General features: G+C 71.3%; 20 protein-coding genes. 17 read left to right on the forward strand and 3 right to left on the reverse strand.

Annotated features, from left to right (window positions below; translation table 11 throughout):
* Positions 1-53 precede the first annotated feature (53 nt).
* Positions 54-926, reverse strand: a complete 873-nt coding sequence (locus ABEA24_RS19935) for an alpha/beta fold hydrolase (protein ID WP_345432437.1) — start codon at positions 924-926, stop codon at positions 54-56.
* A gap of 66 nt (positions 927-992) precedes the next feature.
* Positions 993-1,628, reverse strand: coding sequence for a hemerythrin domain-containing protein (locus tag ABEA24_RS19940; protein ID WP_345432438.1), 636 nt, complete (start codon positions 1,626-1,628; stop codon positions 993-995).
* Between the two features lie 204 nt (positions 1,629-1,832).
* Between ABEA24_RS19940 and ABEA24_RS19945 the strand changes: the two genes are divergently transcribed.
* Genes ABEA24_RS19945 through ABEA24_RS20005 form a run of 13 tightly spaced genes read left to right on the forward strand, consistent with a single transcriptional unit; the run spans position 1,833 to position 12,590 of the window.
* Complete coding sequence (locus ABEA24_RS19945) at positions 1,833-2,159, forward strand: TcmI family type II polyketide cyclase (RefSeq protein ID WP_345432439.1); 327 nt, start codon at positions 1,833-1,835, stop codon at positions 2,157-2,159.
* A gap of 36 nt (positions 2,160-2,195) precedes the next feature.
* Complete coding sequence (locus ABEA24_RS19950; RefSeq protein ID WP_345432440.1) at positions 2,196-3,803, forward strand: acyl-CoA carboxylase subunit beta; 1,608 nt, start codon at positions 2,196-2,198, stop codon at positions 3,801-3,803.
* Positions 3,804-3,832: 29 nt separating this feature from the next.
* Positions 3,833-4,240, forward strand: a complete 408-nt coding sequence (locus ABEA24_RS19955; protein ID WP_345432441.1) for a cupin domain-containing protein — start codon at positions 3,833-3,835, stop codon at positions 4,238-4,240.
* Positions 4,237-5,514: a beta-ketoacyl-[acyl-carrier-protein] synthase family protein gene (locus ABEA24_RS19960; RefSeq protein WP_345432442.1), complete on the forward strand. Its 1,278-nt coding sequence runs from the start codon at positions 4,237-4,239 to the stop codon at positions 5,512-5,514. Before ABEA24_RS19955 ends, ABEA24_RS19960 begins: the two co-directional genes overlap by 4 nt.
* On the forward strand, positions 5,507-6,721 hold the full coding sequence (locus tag ABEA24_RS19965) for a ketosynthase chain-length factor (protein ID WP_345432443.1): 1,215 nt from the start codon (positions 5,507-5,509) through the stop codon (positions 6,719-6,721). The genes ABEA24_RS19960 and ABEA24_RS19965 overlap by 8 nt, the downstream gene beginning before the upstream one ends.
* A 38-nt stretch (positions 6,722-6,759) precedes the next feature.
* Positions 6,760-7,488: an SRPBCC family protein gene (locus tag ABEA24_RS19970; RefSeq protein ID WP_345432445.1), complete on the forward strand. Its 729-nt coding sequence runs from the start codon at positions 6,760-6,762 to the stop codon at positions 7,486-7,488.
* Positions 7,485-7,697, forward strand: a complete 213-nt coding sequence (locus tag ABEA24_RS19975; RefSeq protein WP_345432447.1) for an acyl-CoA carboxylase epsilon subunit — start codon at positions 7,485-7,487, stop codon at positions 7,695-7,697. Before ABEA24_RS19970 ends, ABEA24_RS19975 begins: the two co-directional genes overlap by 4 nt.
* Positions 7,698-7,730: 33 nt before the next feature.
* Positions 7,731-8,468, forward strand: coding sequence for an SDR family NAD(P)-dependent oxidoreductase (locus tag ABEA24_RS19980; RefSeq protein WP_345432448.1), 738 nt, complete (start codon positions 7,731-7,733; stop codon positions 8,466-8,468).
* Positions 8,469-8,481: 13 nt separating this feature from the next.
* On the forward strand, positions 8,482-8,823 hold the full coding sequence (locus ABEA24_RS19985; RefSeq protein WP_345432449.1) for an antibiotic biosynthesis monooxygenase family protein: 342 nt from the start codon (positions 8,482-8,484) through the stop codon (positions 8,821-8,823).
* Positions 8,820-9,134 carry an antibiotic biosynthesis monooxygenase family protein gene (locus tag ABEA24_RS19990; RefSeq protein ID WP_345432450.1) on the forward strand — a complete coding sequence of 105 codons (315 nt, stop codon included), beginning with the start codon at positions 8,820-8,822 and terminating at the stop codon, positions 9,132-9,134. The genes ABEA24_RS19985 and ABEA24_RS19990 overlap by 4 nt, the downstream gene beginning before the upstream one ends.
* Before the next feature lie 20 nt (positions 9,135-9,154).
* Complete coding sequence (locus ABEA24_RS19995) at positions 9,155-10,339, forward strand: FAD-dependent oxidoreductase (RefSeq protein ID WP_345432451.1); 1,185 nt, start codon at positions 9,155-9,157, stop codon at positions 10,337-10,339.
* Positions 10,340-10,354: 15 nt separating this feature from the next.
* A complete protein-coding gene (locus ABEA24_RS20000) occupies positions 10,355-10,816 on the forward strand; it encodes an anthrone oxygenase family protein (protein ID WP_345432452.1) in 462 nt (153 codons plus the stop codon).
* Positions 10,817-10,826: 10 nt separating this feature from the next.
* Entirely contained in the window at positions 10,827-12,590 is a 1,764-nt protein-coding gene (locus ABEA24_RS20005; protein ID WP_345432453.1) for an ATP-binding protein, read from the forward strand.
* A 350-nt stretch (positions 12,591-12,940) separates the two neighbouring features.
* Here the strand turns inward: ABEA24_RS20005 and ABEA24_RS20010 are convergent, their stop codons facing one another.
* Positions 12,941-13,423, reverse strand: coding sequence for a MarR family winged helix-turn-helix transcriptional regulator (locus ABEA24_RS20010; RefSeq protein ID WP_345432454.1), 483 nt, complete (start codon positions 13,421-13,423; stop codon positions 12,941-12,943).
* 141 nt (positions 13,424-13,564) lie between these two features.
* On the opposite strand from ABEA24_RS20010, the gene ABEA24_RS20015 reads away from it, so the two are divergent.
* From ABEA24_RS20015 to ABEA24_RS20030, 4 genes are all read left to right on the forward strand, one after another.
* Entirely contained in the window at positions 13,565-15,274 is a 1,710-nt protein-coding gene (locus ABEA24_RS20015; protein ID WP_345432455.1) for an MFS transporter, read from the forward strand.
* Between the two features lie 15 nt (positions 15,275-15,289).
* Positions 15,290-16,069 (forward strand): SDR family NAD(P)-dependent oxidoreductase, encoded by a 780-nt coding sequence (locus ABEA24_RS20020; RefSeq protein WP_345432456.1) that lies wholly within the window; start codon positions 15,290-15,292, stop codon positions 16,067-16,069.
* A gap of 328 nt (positions 16,070-16,397) precedes the next feature.
* Positions 16,398-17,222: a methyltransferase domain-containing protein gene (locus ABEA24_RS20025; protein ID WP_345432457.1), complete on the forward strand. Its 825-nt coding sequence runs from the start codon at positions 16,398-16,400 to the stop codon at positions 17,220-17,222.
* A gap of 42 nt (positions 17,223-17,264) precedes the next feature.
* Positions 17,265-18,923, forward strand: coding sequence for an NAD(P)/FAD-dependent oxidoreductase (locus ABEA24_RS20030; RefSeq protein ID WP_345432458.1), 1,659 nt, complete (start codon positions 17,265-17,267; stop codon positions 18,921-18,923).
* The last annotated feature ends 21 nt before the right edge of the window (positions 18,924-18,944 follow it).

Consider the following 18,944-nt stretch of genomic DNA (forward strand, 5'->3'; position numbering starts at 1 on the left):
GGGCTTCCCAGCTGAAAGTAGGCTATAACGCGATTTTTGCTCGTTGTGTGGCCTCATGTGGCCGACAGCGAAGTAATGCGCTTTGTCAGGGCCCAGTCTATGATGATCCGGGCCACTTCCTCAGGTGCCTCGAACTGCGGTACATGCCCGACTCCCTCGATCTGGTGGTAGGTCCAGTCGGGGCGGATGTCGCGCAAGGAGTCGATGATTCCCGCCGGGACGACGCGATCCCGGGTGCCCCGCATGATGAGAGCCGGCACCTCGATGCCGCCGACCGTCGCCCGCAGGACCGCCGGCCGTTGGGTGTACTCCATGAGGGAGGCCAGCGCCGGGCCGAATCCGTCCTCCGCGCGGGACAGCGCCGCCCGATCGCGTGCGATCCGGGTGGCGGCGGAGAGCACCTCGGGCGGGATGCGGTCCGGGCGGGCGCAGCCGAGTCTGATGAGGTGCCGCAGCGTGGTGGCCGGCGGACGGGTGCGCTGGGTGCGCAGCAGCGCGCGTACGGCGGAGGGGCTCTGCAGGATCGTCCGCATCCCCGGGTCGGCCGGTCCCGCGAGGGGCGCCCACGGGGCGATGAGCGCGAGGCCCGCGACCGCGCCGGGACGCGCCGCGGCGACGCGCAGCGCGATGGTGGCGCCCATCGAGTTCCCGACGAGGAGCACGGGCGGCGCTCCCAGGGCGTCGATGAGGCGGCTCACGACGTCCTGGTTCGCTTCGAGCGACGAGTCGCGGCCGGCCAGGCGGGTGCGCCCGAACCCCGGCAGGTCCGGGCAGAACACCCGGCCGATGCGGGCGAGCCGCGCGCCCACCCGCAGCCAGTTGGCGTGAGAACCGCCCAGTCCGTGCAGCAGGATCACGGTCGGTCCGGTGCCGCCGAAGTCGGCCACGTGAACCGGACCGTCGATGTCGACCAGCCAGGAACGCACATCGGCTCCATCCATCGGACCGCCGCCGGGGGCACCGGCGGCGGGATCGGCACGGGGCCGGCAGGGTCAGGCCCAGCGCCGCTCTTTGGCGTACTTGGGGACCCACATCCGGCGGTACATCAGCCGCGCGGGCGCGGGCATCAGCTTGAGGATCGCGTCGGCGTCCTTGTCCGGCGCGCCGTCCAGGAGCCACGGGAAGAACTCCGCCGCGCCCTTGAGGCCGACCAGGTCCCGCATGTCCTTGGCGGTCTCCTGCCACTCGTCGGAGGTCAGCGTGACCGGGACGAGCGGCAGCGCGTCGCGCTCCTCGTGGGTCAGGTGCCCGGTGAGCGCGTCGTCCAGCTCGGCGATCGCCTGCGCGAACCGCTCCTGGTCGGCGGTTCCGTCGGCGAGGGCCGCGTCGACCGCGGCCAGCAGCGGGTCGATCCGGTCGTGCTCGGCCTCCATGGCGTCCAGGACGCCCAGGTCGTCCGGCTTGTCGCGCAGCCGGGCACGCATCCGCGGCCAGATGCTCTTGTCCTCGTTCGTGTGATGGTTGTGCAGCTGCAGCTTGAACAGGCTCCAACCGTTCTGAACGGCCCGCCGGCGCTCGGGATCCTCGGCGCTGCGCTGCTCCACCGCGCGCCGCAGGTGTCCGAGGTCTCGCCGGAACGCATTGTGGCTGACCTGCATCATCGTCATGTCGATGTCGTCAGAGCTCATGGGTTCTTCCTCGCTCGGCCGCGGACCGATATCCGCAACTAGATAGCAAGCTACGTAATCAAACTAGTCGTCCGCAGGCGGATGTCAAGGGCGGTCGCGACCTCCGTGCGCCCCCTCCGTATGTCTAACGTGACCTTAACTTCGGCTTTATCGATTTCCCGCACGATGAGCTCGTCAATGATTTCTCGCCGAAGGGAGGGTGTGATGGCGCGAACGCTCATCGTCGCCCGGATGAAACGGGAGAACGCGGCCGCCGTACGGCAGGCCTTCGAGGAATCCGACGCCACGGAATTGCCCCATCTTCTCGGTGTGGCCGAGCGCCGTCTCTACCGATTCCATGATCTGTATTTCCACTGCATCGACAGCGACGAGGCGCTCGCCTCGCCGTTGGCCGAGGTGCGCGGAAATCCGTTGTGGACCGGCATCAACGAACGCCTTTCCGCTCTCGTGACCGCCTACGATCCGCCCACCTGGAAGAGCCCGAAAGACGCGATGGCGGAGGAGTTCTACCGCTGGTCCGCGTCCCGGTGAGCGACCGGGCGTCCAGGACAGGAAGCAGGAGTCGTCATGACAGTGACCCGCGGCACGGAGCCGGTGAACGGGCGCGCGCCGGGGCCGTCGGCCGCCTGGCTGATCGACCGGGTGGACGCGCTTGACCTGCTCCGGCAGGAGATCTACCTGGGCCCCGAGCCCGGGGCCACCGAACGCCAGCACCGGCGCGGCAAGCTGACGGCCCGCGAGCGCATCGAGCGGCTGTGCGACCCCGGATCGTTCACCGAGCTGGAGATGCTCCGCCGGCACCGGAGCACCGGATTCGGTCTGGAGAACCGCCGCCCGCACACGGACGGCGTCATCACCGGATGGGGCACCGTCGACGGTCGGAAGGTCTTCCTCTACGCCCACGATTTCCGCATCTTCGGCGGCTCTCTCGGTGAGGCGCACGCGGAGAAGATTCACAAGGTCATGGATCTGGCCGAATCCGTGGGCGCGCCGTTGATCGGCCTCAATGACGGGGCCGGGGCGCGGATTCAGGAAGGGGTCACCGCGCTCGCCGGGTACGGCGGAATATTTCGGCGGAACGTCCGGGCCTCCGGAGTGATCCCGCAGATCAGTGTGATGCTCGGGCCGTGCGCCGGAGGCGCGTCCTATTCACCGGCGCTGACCGATTTCGTATTCATGGTGCGCGGCATCTCGTACATGTTCCTCACCGGGCCGGACGTGATCCAGGAGGTCACCGGGGAGGAGATCACGCAGGAGGGGCTCGGCGGCGCCGACGTCCACTCGGCCGTGTCGGGCCTGGCGACGTTCGTCCACGACGACGAGGACTCCTGTTTCGAAGGGATCCGCGACCTGCTGTCCCTGCTCCCGCAGAACAACCGCGAGGAAGCGCAGAGCCACCTGCCCGCCGACCCGGTCGACCGGCGGTGCGACGCGCTCACCGAGATCGTCCCCGGGGAGCCGACCAAGCCGTACGACGCCCGCGCGGTCATCACCGAGATCGTCGACGACGGGGAGTTCCTCGAACTGCACGCCGACTGGGCGCGCAACCTCGTCTGCGCCCTCGCGCGGATGGGCGGGCGCACGGTCGGCATCGTGGCGAACCAGCCCGCGGTGCTCGCCGGCGTGCTCGACATCGAGGCCTCCGAGAAGGCCGCCCGCTTCGTACGGACCTGCGACGCCTTCAACATCCCGCTGATCACCCTCGTCGACGTTCCCGGCTTCCTGCCGGGGGTCGAACAGGAGCGCGGCGGGATCATCCGGCACGGCGCGAAACTGCTGTACGCCTACTGCGAGGCGACAGTGCCGCGCATCCAGGTGATCCTGCGCAAGGCGTACGGCGGGGCGTACATCGTCATGGACTCCCGCTCGATCGGCTGCGACCTGTCGTTCGCGTGGCCCACCAACGAGATCGCCGTCATGGGCGCCGAGGGCGCGGCCAACGTCATCCACCGGCGGCGCATCGCGGAGGCCGCCGACCCCGGCGCGCTCCGGGCGTCCCTGGTCGCGGAGTACAAGGACCGCCTCATGCACCCGTACTACTCGGCCGAGCGGGGGCTGATCGACGACGTGATCGACCCCCGGGACACCCGGACGGTCATCTGCCGCGGACTCGAGGTGCTGCGGTCGAAGCGGGAGTCCCTGCCCGTTCGCAAACACGGAAACCAGCCGCTGTGACCGGCGGACCACCGAAGGGAAGATCAGTGATGACCACGGGCTGGGCGAAAATCGCCGCCGGCGACGTGACACCCAACCGCCGGCGCGGCGGTGACCTGCGGACTCTCTTGAGCCCCGCGACCGTCGAGTCGACCTCCGGGTTCATGGGAGTGCTGACGCTCGACGGGGGCGAGAGCGTCAGCGAGCACTACCACCCCTACTCGGAGGAGTTCGTCTACCTCGCCCGTGGCCACCTGATCATCCGGCTCGACGGCCACCCGGTGCCCGTGTCGGCGGGCGAGGCCGTCTTCATCCCGAAGAACATGCGGCACCGCCTGGAGAACGACGGGGAGTACCCGGCGCTGGTCGTCTTCCACCTGGGGCCGCTCGCGCCCCGCCCGGAGCTGGGTCATGTCGACACCGAGCCGTACCCGGAGCCCGCCGGAGACGCCCGATGAAGGGGCGGCGGGCCGCCATCACCGGCATCGGGGTCGTCGCTCCGGGCGGCGTCGGGACGAAGGCGTTCTGGGCGCTGCTCACCGAGGGCATGACCGCCACCCGCACCATCTCGCTGTTCGACCCGGCGGGCTTCCGCTCGCGCATCGCCGCGGAGTGCGACTTCGACCCGGCGGCCGAGGGGCTGTCGGCGGAGCAGATCGAGCGCACCGACCGCTGCGCGCAGTTCGCCGTGGTGTGCGCCCGGGAGGCGATCGAGGACAGCGAGCTCGACCTGGCGGCGGTGGACCCCGGCCGGATCGGCGTCAGCGTCGGCAGCGCGGTCGGCAACACGATCACTCTCGAGCGGGAGTACGTCGTGGTGAGCGACTCGGGCCGCCGCTGGGTGGTCGACCCGGACAAGGCCTCGCCCCACCTGTACCGCGCGCTGATCCCCAGCACGATCGCGACCGAGGTGGCGTGGGAGTGCGGGGCGGAGGGGCCCGCGAGCGTGATCTCGACCGGCTGCACGTCGGGCCTAGACGCCGTCGCGCACGGCGCGCAGCTCATCGAGGAGGGCACCGCTGACGTCGTCATCGCAGGCGCGACGGATGCCCCGATCTCGCCGATCACGGTGGCGTGCTTCGACGCCATCAAGGCCACCTCGCCCAACAACGACGACCCCGAGCACGCCTCCCGGCCGTTCGACGCGAATCGCGACGGGTTCGTCCTCGGTGAGGGTGCGGCGGTGTTCGTCCTCGAGGACGCCGAGGCGGCGCGCCGGCGCGGCGCGCATGTCTACTGCGAGATCGCCGGGTACGCGCAGCGGAGCAACGCGTACCACATGACCGGCCTGACGCGGCACGGCTCGGAGATGGCCGAGGCCATCCGCGTGGCCATGGACCGGGCCGGCGTGGTGCCGGAGGACGTCGACTACGTCAACGCGCACGGCTCCGGCACCAAGCAGAACGACCGGCACGAGACCGCCGCGGTCAAGGCCGCCCTGGGCCCGCGCGCGCACGAGATCCCGATGAGCTCGATCAAGTCGATGGTCGGGCATTCGCTCGGCGCCATCGGCGCCATCGAGATCGCGGCGTCGGCGCTGGCCATCGAGTACGGCATCGTGCCGCCGACCGCCAACCTCCGCGAGCAGGACCCGGAGCTGGACCTCGACTACGTGCCCCGCGTCGCGCGGCGGCACCGCAGCGACGTCGTGCTCAGCGTGGGCAGCGGGTTCGGCGGGTTCCAGACGGCCATGCTGCTCGCGCGGCCGGAGGCGGTGACCACCGGTGCGTGAGCCGGGCCGCGCCCTCGTCACCGGCCTGGCGGCGGTGGCCCCGAACGGCGCCGACACAAGGGAGTTCTGGGCGTCGACGCTGGCCGGGGTGAGCGGGCTGCGGCGGATCAGCCGGTTCAACGCCGAGGACTTCCCCGTCCGGATCGCGGGTCTCGTCCCGCTGCGGGACGGCGAGGACTGCGAGCCGCGGCTGAACGTGCAGACCGACCGGTGGACCCAGCTGGCCCTGGTCGCCGGCGACCGGGCGCTCGCCGACGCCGGCCTCGTCCCGGCCGAGCTCCCGGCGTACGACATGGCGGTGATCACCGCGAGCTCGTCGGGCGGGAACGAGTTCGGGCAGCGGGAGATCCAGGCCCTCTGGAGCGAGGGCCCCCGGTCGGTCGGCCCGTTCCAGTCCATCGCGTGGTTCTACGCGGCCACGACCGGACAGCTGTCGATCAAGAACGGGATGAAGGGCCCGTGCGGGGTGCTCGTCACCGAGCAGGCCGGCGGTCTCGACGCTCTCGGCCAGGCCCGGCGCGCGCTGCGGCGTGACGCCGACGTGGTCCTCACCGGGGGCACCGAGGCGCCCGTCGGCCCGTACGCGCTGACCTGCCAGCTGACGTCCGGGCTGCTCAGCACCGTCGACGACCCTGCCCGCGCGTACCTGCCGTTCGACGTCGACGCCTGCGGTCACGTGCCCGGCGAGGGCGGCGCCATCCTCGTCGTCGAGAACGAGGAGCACGCGCGGGCGCGCGGGGCCCGCGTGTACGGCGAGATCGCCGGGTACTCCGCGACGTTCGACCCGCGGCCCGGCTCCGGCCGGCCGCCCACACTGGCCCGCGCGATCGAGGGCGCGCTCGCCGACGCCGGAGTGGACGCCGCCGACGTCGACGTCGTCTTCGCCGACGGCGCGGGCGTCCCCGACCAGGACCGGCGCGAGGCCGAGGCCCTCACCTCGGTGTTCGGGCCGCGCGGGGTGCCGGTCACGGCGCCCAAGACCCTGTACGGACGCCTCTACGCGGGCGGCCCGCCGCTGGACGTGGTCGCCGCGCTGCTGGCGATCCGGGACGGCGTCGTCCCGCCGACGTACGGCGGATCGCGCCTCGCCCCCGGCTGCGACATCGACCTGGTGCGCGAGGCCAGGCACGGAACGGTCCGTACGGCCCTGCTCGTGGCCCGCGGATTCGACGGATTCAACGCCGCACTGGTGGTCCGGGCCGCGTGACCGGCCCCGACCCGACTCACCGCGAAGGGATACCGCAGATGCCGACGACACCGACACTCACCGAACTCGGTGAACTCGTCCGCGCCTCCACGGGCGTGGAGATCGACATGGGGGAGGTGGAACGCCGGCCCACCGTCACCTTCGAGGAACTCGACGTGGACTCGCTCGGGCTGCTCAGCGTCATCGCCTCGCTCGAGAAGCAGTACGGCGTGGCGCTCGGCGTCGACGTCGAGGAGTGCAGGACCTTCCCCGACCTGATGACGGCGGTGGAGGAGGCGGTCGCCACTACCGCGCCTGCTGCGGGGCACACCGACAACGCGATCGTCATCAACGCGCCGTTCGACCTGGTGTGGGCCATGACGAACGACGTGCCGTCGTGGCCGACGCTGTTCAGCGAGTACGCCGAGGCGACCGTGCTGGAGCGCCGGGGAGACACCCTGCGGTTCCGCCTCTCGATGTACCCCGACGAGAACGGCACCGTGTGGAGCTGGGTCTCCGAGCGGACGCCGGACCGCGCCGGCCGGGCCGTGACCGCCCGCCGCGTGGAGACCGGGCCGTTCGAGTACATGAACATCCGCTGGACCTACCGCGACGTCGAGGGCGGCGTCGAGATGCGCTGGGTGCAGGACTTCCACATGAAGCCGGACGCGCCCGTCGACGACGCGCAGATGACCGAGCGGATCAACCTCAACACCACCGTCCAGATGGCCCGGATCAGGGAGATCGTCGAGAAGGCGGCCCGGGACGTCCGCGTGGAGGTCCGGTGAGCGGCGGGCAGCGGCCCTTCTTCAGCGTCGTCGCCGGGCGGCCCACCCCCGAGGAACTGGCCGCGCTGACGGCCGCACTGCTGACGGTCACGCGCGGGAGGCGGGCCGAGCGGGCCGACGCCGCGCGGCCCGTCCGCTGGCGGCCGGAGGTTCCGGGAAGCGCGTGCTCCTGGCAGCGGCCCCGCGACGACTGGGCCGGCGTCGCGTAGCCGTACCCCACCCCACCGAGGAGACGGAAGCACATGGACTTCGAGCTCAAGGGCAAGCACGCGATCCTCACCGGCGGCAGCCGCGGCATCGGGCGGGCGACGGTGCTCGCCCTCGCCCGGCAGGGCGTCACGGTCACCACCTGTCACGTCCGGGACAGCGACGACGTCGGCTCCCTCGCCGACGACCTCGCCGGACTGGGCGCCGACCACCTCATCGCCCGCTGCGACGTCGCCGACGAGGCGCAGGTCGAGCGGCTCGTCGACCAGGCGTACGAGCGCTTCGGCCCCGTCGACCTGCTCGTCAACAACGCCGGTGTCATCAGCCACCTGCCGCTGGACCACCTCGGTCCGGACGAGTGGCGGCGGGTGGTCGACACCAACCTCACCGGGATGTACCACACGATCAGGAAGGCGCTGCCGCGGTTCGCGCCGGGCGCGTCGGTCGTGAACATCACCTCGGCCGTCGCACGGCACGGCATGCCGGCCGCCGCCCACTACGTGGCCTCCAAGGCGGCGGTGATGGGCCTGACCCGCGCGCTGTGCAAGGAGTTCGGCCCGCGCGGCGTCCGGATCAACGCGATCGCGTCCGGCCTGATCGAGACGGACCAGATGGGCGCCGTCAGCGACGAGGGGCGGGCGAAGTACCACGAAATGATCCCTCTGGGGCGCATCGGACGGCCCGAGGAGATCGCCCAGGCCGTGCTGTTCCTGGCGAGCGGCGCGGCGTCGTACATCACCGGCGCGACCCTCGACGTCGACGGCGGCATCTAGAAGGGAGATCGGCATGGTGCGCACCGTGCTCAAGATGCGGGTCCGGGAGGGCTGCGAGCGGTCCTTCGAGGAGGTCTGGGCGCAGGCCGCGATCGAGATCAGCGGGTACGCCGGTCACCTCGGCCAGTTTCTCATGCGCGAGCAGGACGAGCCGAGGACCTACGTGATCATGGCGGACTGGGAGAGCACCCGCCACCTCGACGACTTCGAGCACAGCCCGGTCCGGCAGGCGCTCAGCGCGGCGCTGACGCCGTTGCGCGAGTTCGCCCAGAAGACGGTCCTCGACGGTGTGCGCGAGCTCGACGTACGCGAGCTCGACACCGTCGGCGAGAACGGAAGGAAACGACAGTCATGACCGTCCGCATCATGGTCCACGCGACCATCAGGGAAGAGCACCGGCAGGCCTTCGAGGAGGCCTACCGCCAGGTGACCGCCACCGTACGCGGCACCCCCGGGCACCTGCGCGACCAGCTGCTGCGGGACACCGACGACCCGGCCCTGTACACCCTCCTGGCCGAGTGGGAGAGCGAGGAGGCCTTCCGCCGCTGGGAGGACGACCCCGTGCACCGGCGGATGGCGGAGCCGATGTACCCCTACTGGGCCGACGGCGGGATCACCCGCAAGATCTTCGACGTCCGCGCGACTCTCGACAGCCAGCCGGCCTGATCCGTACCCGGAGGGAAGCGATGCCTGGAGCGGGAGCCGATCGGGTGATCGTCGTGGGCGCCGGGATCGCCGGCCTGACGACGGCCATCGCGTTGCGCCGGGAAGGCGTGAAGGCCGAGGTGTTCGAACGGCGCGACGAGCCGAGCCGCCTGCTGACCGGCGGCGGCTTCATGCTCTGGCACAACGCGATCCTCGCGCTGCGCCGGATCGGCCTGGACGGCCGGGTGGCGGCCGTGGGGGAACCGATCCGATTGCACGAGTTCCGGTCCGCCGGCGGGCGCCGTCTCGCCCGCTGGCGGATCGACCCGAAGACGGAGAGCTGCGGAGCCCCGGCCATCGCGCTGCGCCGCTCGGCGCTGAACACCATATTGATGGAGGAGGCGGGTGACGGCGTCCACCTCGGCGCCCGCCTCGCCTCCTTCGAGCAGGACGACGACGGGGTCACCGCCTACTTCGAGGACGGCCGCAGCGTGCGCGGCGACGTCCTCATCGGTGCGGACGGGCTGCGCTCCACGGTCCGCGGCGCGCTGCGCCGCTGGCACGAGGCGCCGCCGCGTCACGCCGGGTACACCGCCTGGCAGGCCATTACCCGGCTGCCCGGCGAGGACCTGGTCCCGACCGGGACGTTCTTCAACCTGTGGGGCCGGGGCCTGCGCTTCCTGTACTGCCGGCTGAACGAGCACGAGGTCTACTGGGACGCCATCACGAGCGATCGGGTCCGCGACCGGTTCGACACCGTACGGTCCGGGAAGCGGGCCGTCCTCGCCGAGGGCTACCGCGACTGGCCGGCCCCGATCCCGCAGGTGATCGAGTCGACCGACGAGGACGCCATCCTGCCCATCGAGATCTTCGACCGGCCGCCGGGCGAGACGTGGGGCCACGGCCGGGTCACGCTCGTCGGCGACGCCGCGCACCCGATGACCCTCAACCTCAGCCAGGGCGCCGGACAGGGCATCGAGAGCGCGGTCGTCCTCGGCCGGACGCTGGCGGCGGGCGCGGACGACCCGGTCCGCGCGCTGCGGGAGTACGAGGAGCGCCGCCGCGCCCGGACCGCGGACATGGTGAACACCTCCTGGTGGATCGGCGCGATGGGGCGTCCGCGCAGCGCGCTGGTGTGCGGCCTGCGCAACGCCTTCATGCGCGCGACCTTCGACACGTTCGCCTTCCGCCAGAGCTACTCGCTGATGCTCGACACGGACTTCTGAGCGGGAGGACATGGCATGGTGCGCGCCGTACTGATCGGCCTGTTCCTGCTCGGCACCGGATCGCTGGCCGGCGTCCTGCTCGCCGTCGAGATGGCGATGGTGCCGATGCTGTGCGCGCTGCGCGGCGACCGCTGGGTCGAGGTGCACCGCCTGCTGGATCCGGGGTTCGATCCGCTGATGCCCCGCGTGAACCGCGTGGTGCTGGCACTGGGCGTCGTGCTCGTCGCCGTGGCCGGCCCGGCCCCGGCGCGGGTCGCCTTCGGCCTCGCGGCCGCCGGCATCGTCGGCGTCGCCCTGGTCTCGGAGCTGCGCAACGTGCCGATGAACCGCCGGATCGACGCCTGGGCCGCCGACGGCCTGCCGGACGACTGGCCACGGCTGCGCGAGCGCTGGGCTCGCGCGAACCGCCTCCGGACGCTGTTCGCCGCCGCGGGCTTCGCCGCCGCCGTCTGCGGCGCGGCGTTCGCCTGGACCTGAGGAGCCGAACGTGCGCAAGGTGCTGATCGCGAACCGGGGAGAGATCGCCGTACGGGTGGCGCGTGCCTGCCGCGACGCCGGGATCGCCAGTGTCGCGGTGTACGCCGACCAGGACCGCGAGGCCGTCCATCCGCGCCTCGCCGACGAGGCGTACGCGCTGGGCGGGTCCGCCGTCGCGGACACCTACCTGAACATCGAGCGGATCCTGGCGGTCGCCGTCCGCTCCGGAGCGGACGCCGTCCACCCCGGGTACGGCTTCCTCTCCGAGAGCGCCGAGTTCGCCGAGGCGGTCGTCGCCGCCGGGCTGACATGGATCGGGCCGCCGCCCGCCGCGATGCGCGCGGTGGGGGACAAGCTCGCCGCGCGGGCCCTGGCCGGCCGGGTCGGCGCGCCCATGGTCGCCGGCTCGCCGGACGCCCTCGCCGACCCGGAGGCGGTGGCGGCCTTCGCCCGCGAGCACGGCCTGCCGGTCGCCATCAAGGCGGCCTTCGGCGGCGGCGGCCGTGGCCTGAAGGTCGCCTGGACGATCGAGGAGATCCCGGAGCTGTTCGCCTCGGCCACCCGGGAGGCCGTGACGGCGTTCGGGCGCGCCGAGTGCTTCGTCGAGCGGTACCTCGACCGGCCGCGCCACGTCGAGACCCAGTGCCTGGCCGACGTCCACGGCAACGTCGTCGTCGTGTCCACGCGTGACTGCACCCTGCAGCGCCGGCACCAGAAGCTGGTGGAGGAGGCGCCGGCGCCGTTCCTCACCGCCGACCAGACCGAGCGCCTGTACGCCGCCTCGAAGGCGATCCTGCGGGAGGCGGGCTACGTCGGCGCGGGGACGTGTGAGTTCCTCGTCGGCGCGGACGGCGCGATCAGCTTCCTGGAGGTCAACACCCGGCTGCAGGTCGAGCACCCGGTCAGCGAGGAGGTCACCGGCCTCGACCTCGTACGGGAGCAACTGCGCATCGCGGCCGGCGAAGAACTCGGGTACGACGACCCGCCGGCGCGCGGGCACGCGATCGAGTTCCGGATCAACGCCGAGGACCCGGGCCGGAACTTCCTGCCCCAGCCCGGCGTCGTGACCCACTGGGTCCCGCCGTCGGGCCCGGGCGTCCGGGTCGACTCCGGGGCGACGGAGGGGAGCGCGGTCCCGCGCGAGTTCGACTCGATGCTCGCCAAGCTCATCGTCTCGGGTCGCGACCGCGCCCAGGCCCTCGAGCGCGCCCGGCGGGCCCTGGCCGAGTTCGAGGTGGACGGCCTGGCGACAGTGCTGCCGTTCCACCGGGCGGTCGCCGGGGAACCGGCCTTCACCGACGCGCCGTTCCGCGTGTACACCCGCTGGATCGAAGAGGAGTTCGCCGGCCGGATCCCGGCGAGCCCCGTGCCGGAGGCCGAGGACCTGCCCGAGCGACCGGGGCGGGAGCACCTCACCGTCGAGGTGGACGGACGCCGCTTCGAGATCGTCGTCCCGGAGTTGGCAGTGGCCGCCGCGCCGGCGGCCGCGCGCCGTCCGCTGCGGAGCGTGGGCCCGCGCGGCGGCGCCACGGTCCGGGCGGTCGGGGCACCGGCCGGGAACGACCTGCTGAGCCCGATGCAGGGCTCCGTCGTCAAGGTGGCGGTGGCCGAGGGCGAGCGTGTCGAGGCGGGCGGGCTCGTGCTGGTCATCGAGGCGATGAAGATGGAGCAGCCGGTGCCCGCGCACCGCGCCGGCGTCGTCCGCGACCTGGCGGCGGCCGCGGGCGACGCCCTGTCGGCCGGAACCCTCATCTGCCGCATCACCGACGAGTAGCCCGGAGAGCCGGCGTGACGCCCTGTCGGCCGCAGCATCGGCAGCTGCCGCATCACCGACGAGTGACCCGGGACGAGCGGGGCCTGCGTGCCGGCGACGGTCAGCACCACGGGCACCTCTGTCTCGCGGACGCGCGCGGCCTGGGGGAGGACGCGCATGCGCCGCAGAGGCCGGTCAGGCGCTGCCGAACGAGGCGAACGCCGTTCGTCGAACGCGCCGGCTGGCGTGGGCCGTGGCGATGACGGCGGTCGGATGGCGCCGATCGGGGCGGTGGCCGTCCGTCGTACCTGCTGGGCGGCGCGGACCGTGGCCCTGACCGGCTGGGGGCACCCGGCCGGTCAGGGCCACGGTCAGCTGTGCACGGGTGTGTGGCGGCGGGCGGGGGAGAAGGTCTCGACGTTGCGGATCACCCGGGTCAGGTACCCAACGAACTGGTCGATCTCCTCGGGGGAGAAGCCGTCGAGGACGTGCTCGCCGCTCGCGCTGACCACGGCGGACAGCCGTTCGAACATCTGCCGGCCCGCGTCGGTCATGTCGACGACGGCGGCCCGGCGGTCGGAGCTGGTACGGCGGCGCACGATCAGGCCCTCGGCCTCCATGCGCGCCAGGTGCCGGGTCAGCGTGGGGCCCTCGACGCCGAGCATGTCGGCGAGCTCCCGCTGGATCAGCGGGCCCTTCGCCTTCAGCGCGAACAGCGCCGTCCAGACGGCGAAGCTCGAACCGGCGGTCGCCAGGTGCTGCTCCATGTAGCCGCGCGCCGCCTTGGCCGCGAAGTTCAGCTGGCGGCCCAGCGTGTGCCTGGCGCCCGTAGCCATGTCTTCGTCGTCTCGCATCTCTCAACTCCCGCGTTGACGCCCCGAGGTCGATTCTGGTCCATCGCCGCCGGCGTTCGGTACCGGCCTTGACGCGCCACAACAAACTAGTTAGCTTGCTAAGTAGTTTACCTCAGAATCTCACTCGACGGGAGAACCGCCGTGGTAGCCGGTGAATCGGCGCTGAGCACCGACTCGGCGCGCAGCGTCTCAGAGCCGGGGCCGATGGACGCCAAGGCGTGGATCGGCCTCATCGTCATCCTTCTGGCCGCCTTCATGGAACTGCTGGACGTCAGCGTCGTCAGCGTCGCCATCCCGGCGATCCAGAAGGACATCGACGCGACGTACGCCCAGATCCAGTGGACCCTCGCGGGCTATCAGCTCGCCTTCGCCGCCGGGATGATCACCGGGGGCCGCCTCGGTGACATCTTCGGGCGCAAACGCATGTTCATGACGGGCGTGGTGGCGTTCACCCTGGCGTCGCTGCTGTGCGGGCTTGCGACCGGCCCGGACATGCTCATCGCCTCCCGGGTGATCCAGGGTCTCGCGGCCTCGGTGATGTTCCCGCAGGTCCTCGCGATCATGCATGTCTCCTTCCCGGAGGACAAGCGGGCCGCCGTATTCGGCGCGTTCGGCGCGATGGCCGGCCTCTCCGGCATCGCCGGTCCGCTGCTCGGCGGCGTCCTCGTGGACGCGAACCTCTTCGGCTGGGACTGGCGGACGATCTTCCTCATCAACCTTCCGGTCGGGGTGATCGCGGTGGCGCTCGCGCCCTCGCTCGTCAAGGAGTCGCGCGCGACCGAGCGGGTCCGGCTCGACCTGCTCGGCGTGCTGCTCGTCACCGCCGCGCTGGTCCTGCTGGTGTACCCGGTGATCCAGGGCCGCGACGCCGGCTGGCCCGCATGGACGTGGATCTCCATGGCGGCCTCGATCCCGGTCTTCGTCGCCTTCGTCCTCTGGCAGCAGGCCAGAAAGCGGAAGAACGGCAGCCCGCTGATCGAGCTGCGGCTCTTCCGCCAGCGCGCCTTCAGCGCGGGACTCTTCGTCAGCCTGCTGTTCTGGACCGCGATCGCGTCGGTCTTCCTCGTACTGACGATCTTCCTGCAGGCGGGGTGGAACTACACGCCGCTGCACACCGGCCTGACCTTCCTCCCGCTCGCCGGCGCCTCCTTCGTCGGCTCCGGGCTCGCCGTGCGGCTCGCGCCGAAGATCGGCCGCATGGTCGTCCAGCTCGGCTGCCTGATCTGCGTCGCGGGGCTCGTCTGGCTCATGGTCACGGTGCACGACAAGACCGCCGACCTCACGACGGGCCGGCTGACGCCGTCGTTCGTGGTGTTCGGCGTCGGGCTCGGCCTGCTGATCGCGACCCTCAACGACCTCATCCTCACCGGCGTGCGCAACGACGACACCGGCTCGGCCACCGGCGTGCTGAACACCGCCGGTCAGGTCGCGGGCGCGGTCGGCGTCGCCGTGATCGGCCTGATCTTCTTCGGCCAGCTCGCCGACCGGTCGGACGAGGCCGTGGCGGCCGGCGTGCCCAAGCTGCGCCAGGAACTGCAGACGGCCGGCGTGCCCGCGCCGGCGATCGAGGGGGTCGTGACCGGCTTCAAGGTCTGCTACCACGACGTCGCCCACGCCAAGGACCCGACCCAGACCCCGCCGAGCTGCGGGAAGATGGCCGCCGGGCTCGACCCGCAGGCCATGGGCGCCGTACGGGCGTCGGTGGAGAAGGTACGGCCCGAGGTGCAGCGGCGGGACTTCTCCGACTCCCTCGTGCCGAGCCTCTACTACCAGATCGCGGTGTTCGCCGGGACGTTCCTGCTCGTCTTCTTCCTGCCTCGCCGGACCAGCGGCGAGATGCACGGTCACTGAGAGGGAGGCCGTCCCATGACCGAGATGTACGCCCCGCCGTTCGCGGGCAAGGTCGCGCTGGTCACCGGCGCCAGCAGCGGAATCGGCGCGGCCACCGCGCGGCTGCTCGCGGCGCGCGGTGCCGCCGTGGCCGTCAACTATCAACGGTCCAAGGACCGCGCCGAGGAACTCGCCGAGGAACTGGCGTCGGCGGGCGCCCGGGCGATGGCCGTCCAGGCGGACGTGACCGACGAGGCGCAGACCAGATCCATGGTGGAGGAGACCGAGGCACGGCTCGGCGCGCTCGACGTCCTCGTCCTCAACGCCGCGGGCGTCCGTGGCCACGAGGCGCGGATCGCGCCGACGGTCGATCTCGCCTGGGAGGACGTCGCGTTCGTCGCGGAGCGCCAGCTGAAGGCGATCTTCCACCCGGTCAAGGCGGTGCTGCCCGGGTTCCTCGAACGGGGGAGCGGGTCCATCGTGATGGTGGGGGCCGCGCTGGCCCGTCGCCAGGCCGCCGGCTTCCTCGCGCTCGCGCTCGCCAAGTCCGGCGTCGAGGCGGCGGTCAAGACCCTCGCCCGCGAGGTCGGCCCCCGGGGCATCCGGGTGAACGGCGTGGGCCCGGGACTGATCCTCAGCCCGATCGGCGAGCGGATGCCGGAGGCGGCGCGGCGTGCGGCGGCCGAACGCGCCGCCCTGCGGCGCAACGGCACGCCCGAGGACGTCGCCGAGGTGATCGCCTTCCTGGCGTCGGACCACGCGTCGTACCTGACCGGCGAGTACATGCTCGTCGACGGTGGCACCGCGATGATCTGAGGAAGGCGAGCGGGATCGCGGCGGCGTCGAGGGGGGAGTGGCGTCCGGGCGGCCGGTCGGAGGTGAGAGGGTCCGCCACGGTGGCGGATCCAGGGGAGGGGCCGGCCGCCCGGGCGGTCGCCGGCAGGCGGACGGGACGGGTGACGCCGTCGTCCGTGCCGGCGCCGAGTGAAAAGGCCGGGGTGTGACCGCCCCGGCCTTTTCGTATTTCCGGTGACGGGGCGCGGCCGGCGCTTCGCCGGATCGGCGACGGTCGCCTATTTCTCCCCTAATCAAGAATTAATCGCTGCTCGCCATGATATGGGCAATGCCGAAACGGGAGCTGCCCATGACCTCCATTTTCGATCAGTTCGAGCAGCGTGAAACGGGATTCGACGACGTCGACAAGACTTCTAACAGCGGTGCCTTTCCGGAATACCTGGAACGCATGGCCGCGGATCTGGCCGCGGTCAAGCGTGCCCTGCACCGCCTGCTCGACCCCCGGCCCGGGCAGCGGATCCTGGACGTGGGCTGCGGCACCGGCGTGGACGTCCTCGCCGTCGCCGAGCACGTGGGTCCCGACGGCTGGGTCGTCGGGATGGACAACAGCACGGTGATGGTCGACGCGGCGCGCAAGCAGGCCGTCGAGCGCGGCCTGCCTGCCGAGTTCGTCGTCGGGGACGCTCACGAGCCCGCGTTCCCGGACGACACCTTCGACAGCGCCCGGTCCGAGCGGGTCCTGCAGCACGTGGCCGATCCGTCCCGCGTCGTGGCCGAGCTCGTCCGCGTGACCAAGCCCGGCGGAACGGTGCTGGTCGCGGACCTCGACCACGGCATGTGGGCGCCCGACGCCGAGGACCGGGAGACGACCCGTACCGTCCTGGCGCGCTGGTTCGACTACATCGCCAACCCGTGGGTCGCCCGGCAGGGACCCCGGCTCCTGCGGTCCGCAGGCGTCAAGGACGTCCAGGTGGCCGTCCTCCCCGTGGTGATGACCGCCCTCGAGGCCGCCGACGCGATGACGGGGCTCGGCCGCGCGGCCAAGCTCCTCGCGGCCGAAGGGGTCATCTCCGCGGAGCAGGCGCAGGCCTGGGACGACGATCTGCGCCGCCGCCATGACGAGGGCCTCTTCTTCATGTGCGGCGCGATGCTCGTCGCCCACGGCCGGGTCTGACGCCCGATGTCCGACACAGTCTCAGAAGGGAGATGAGCTCTGGTGTCCGCCAAGACCCATGAGTGCGACGTCGTGATCCTCGGATCGGGCATCGCCGGCTCGATGCTGGGCGCGATCCTGGCCCGGAAGGGGTGGAAGGTCGTCCTCGTCGACGCGGCCACGCACCCGAGGTTCGCGGTCGGCGAGTCGATGATCCCGCAGTTCGCCGCGTTTCTGCAGATCCTCGCGGTCCGCTACGACGTACCGGAGATCGCGGCGCTCTGCGACGTGAAGACGATCAACGAGCAGGTCAGCAACACCTTCGGGGTCAAGCGCCACTTCGGCTTCATGGTGCACCGGCCCGGCGAGGAGCCGGACCCGCGCGAGTCGAACCAGTTCGTCATCCCCAAGACGCTGACCGAGGCCAGCCACCTGTTCCGCCAGGACAGCGACGCGTACATGTTCCAGGTCGCCGCCAAGTACGGTTGCGACACGCGCCAGCAGTGGCGGGCGACGGACGTCGACTTCGACGACGACGGCGTCACGGTCGTCGGCCAGAACGGCGAGCGGCTCCGGGCCCGGTACGTCGTCGACGCCAGCGGGTTCCGGTCGCCGCTGGCCGAGAAGTTCGACCTGCGCGAGAAGCCGTCGCGCCTGAAGCACCACTCGCGGTCGATGTTCACCCACATGATCGGCGTCACGCCGTTCGACGACGTGAGCGGCCATCCCAAGGCCGAGCGGCCGCCCGTGCCCTGGCACGAGGGCACGATGCACCACATGTTCGAGCGCGGCTGGTTCTGGATCATCCCGTTCGACAATTACAAGCTCTCGCGCAATCCGCTGTGCAGCGTCGGCCTGACGTTCGACGAACGGCTCTATCCCAAGCCCGACGACATGACTCCGGAAGAGGAGTTCAATTACTGGCTCGACCGCTTCCCGGCGGTCAAGCGTCAGTTCACGAATGCCCGCAGGGTGCGTGAATGGGTGTCGACGCCACGGCTGCAGTACTCCTCGAAGAAGTCGATCGGCTACCGCTGGTGCCTCATGGCGCATGCCGCGGGATTCATCGACCCGCTCTTCTCGCGCGGCCTGTCGAACACCGCCGAGGTCATCAACTCGCTCGCCTGGCGCCTGCTGGACGCCCTGGAGGACGACGACTTCTCGGTCGAGCGGTTCGAGTTCGTCGAGCACCTCGAGCAGCGGCTGCTCGACTACCACGACGACATCGTCAACTGCTCGTTCATCGCCTTCTCGCACTTCAAGCTGTGGGACGCCGTCTTCCGGGTCTGGGGATTCGCGACGACGCCGGCGACCATGCGGCTCACCCGTTCGCTGATGCGTTACCGCCTCGACGGCGACAACGACGACCACTTCAAGGAGCTCGAGAAGGCGCCGCACACCGGCCTTTGGTGGCCGGAGAGCGACAAGTTCAAGCGCATCATCGACACGACCGTCGAGGTCTGCGAGAAGTACGAGGTCGGCGAGCTCGACGGGGACGCGGCCGCGGACCGGATCTTCACGATGATCCAGGAGTCCGACATCGTCCCGCATCCGTTCGGCTGGAAGAACCGCGACGAGCGGTACATCTTCCCCTCGCCGCGGCAGATGATCCACTTCATGAGCTGGGCGACCACGGCCGCGCCGCCGGAGATCAAAGAGCTCGGCCGCGACACCCTGCGCGGACTCGCCGCCTCCGCCGTACGCCGCAAGAAACTCCTCTGACGCCTGGCGATCCAGCCTCTC

It is taken from the genome of Actinoallomurus vinaceus (assembly GCF_039542055.1).
GTDB classification, from domain to species: domain Bacteria; phylum Actinomycetota; class Actinomycetes; order Streptosporangiales; family Streptosporangiaceae; genus Actinoallomurus; species Actinoallomurus vinaceus.

What these genes read in the sequence shown, in the direction of transcription:
- ABEA24_RS19955 (WP_345432441.1), top strand. Translation starts at nt 3,833, where the DNA reads ATGACCACGGGCTGGGCGAAAATCGCCGCCGGCGACGTGACACCCAAC.
- ABEA24_RS19950 (WP_345432440.1), top strand. Translation starts at nt 2,196, where the DNA reads ATGACAGTGACCCGCGGCACGGAGCCGGTGAACGGGCGCGCGCCGGGG.
- ABEA24_RS19970 (WP_345432445.1), top strand. Translation starts at nt 6,760, where the DNA reads ATGCCGACGACACCGACACTCACCGAACTCGGTGAACTCGTCCGCGCC.
- ABEA24_RS19985 (WP_345432449.1), top strand. Translation starts at nt 8,482, where the DNA reads ATGGTGCGCACCGTGCTCAAGATGCGGGTCCGGGAGGGCTGCGAGCGG.
- ABEA24_RS19980 (WP_345432448.1), top strand. Translation starts at nt 7,731, where the DNA reads ATGGACTTCGAGCTCAAGGGCAAGCACGCGATCCTCACCGGCGGCAGC.
- ABEA24_RS20000 (WP_345432452.1), top strand. Translation starts at nt 10,355, where the DNA reads ATGGTGCGCGCCGTACTGATCGGCCTGTTCCTGCTCGGCACCGGATCG.
- ABEA24_RS19940 (WP_345432438.1), bottom strand. Translation starts at nt 1,628, where the DNA reads ATGAGCTCTGACGACATCGACATGACGATGATGCAGGTCAGCCACAAT.
- ABEA24_RS19990 (WP_345432450.1), top strand. Translation starts at nt 8,820, where the DNA reads ATGACCGTCCGCATCATGGTCCACGCGACCATCAGGGAAGAGCACCGG.
- ABEA24_RS20020 (WP_345432456.1), top strand. Translation starts at nt 15,290, where the DNA reads ATGACCGAGATGTACGCCCCGCCGTTCGCGGGCAAGGTCGCGCTGGTC.
- ABEA24_RS20025 (WP_345432457.1), top strand. Translation starts at nt 16,398, where the DNA reads ATGACCTCCATTTTCGATCAGTTCGAGCAGCGTGAAACGGGATTCGAC.
- ABEA24_RS19995 (WP_345432451.1), top strand. Translation starts at nt 9,155, where the DNA reads ATGCCTGGAGCGGGAGCCGATCGGGTGATCGTCGTGGGCGCCGGGATC.
- ABEA24_RS19945 (WP_345432439.1), top strand. Translation starts at nt 1,833, where the DNA reads ATGGCGCGAACGCTCATCGTCGCCCGGATGAAACGGGAGAACGCGGCC.
- ABEA24_RS20010 (WP_345432454.1), bottom strand. Translation starts at nt 13,423, where the DNA reads ATGCGAGACGACGAAGACATGGCTACGGGCGCCAGGCACACGCTGGGC.
- ABEA24_RS19960 (WP_345432442.1), top strand. Translation starts at nt 4,237, where the DNA reads ATGAAGGGGCGGCGGGCCGCCATCACCGGCATCGGGGTCGTCGCTCCG.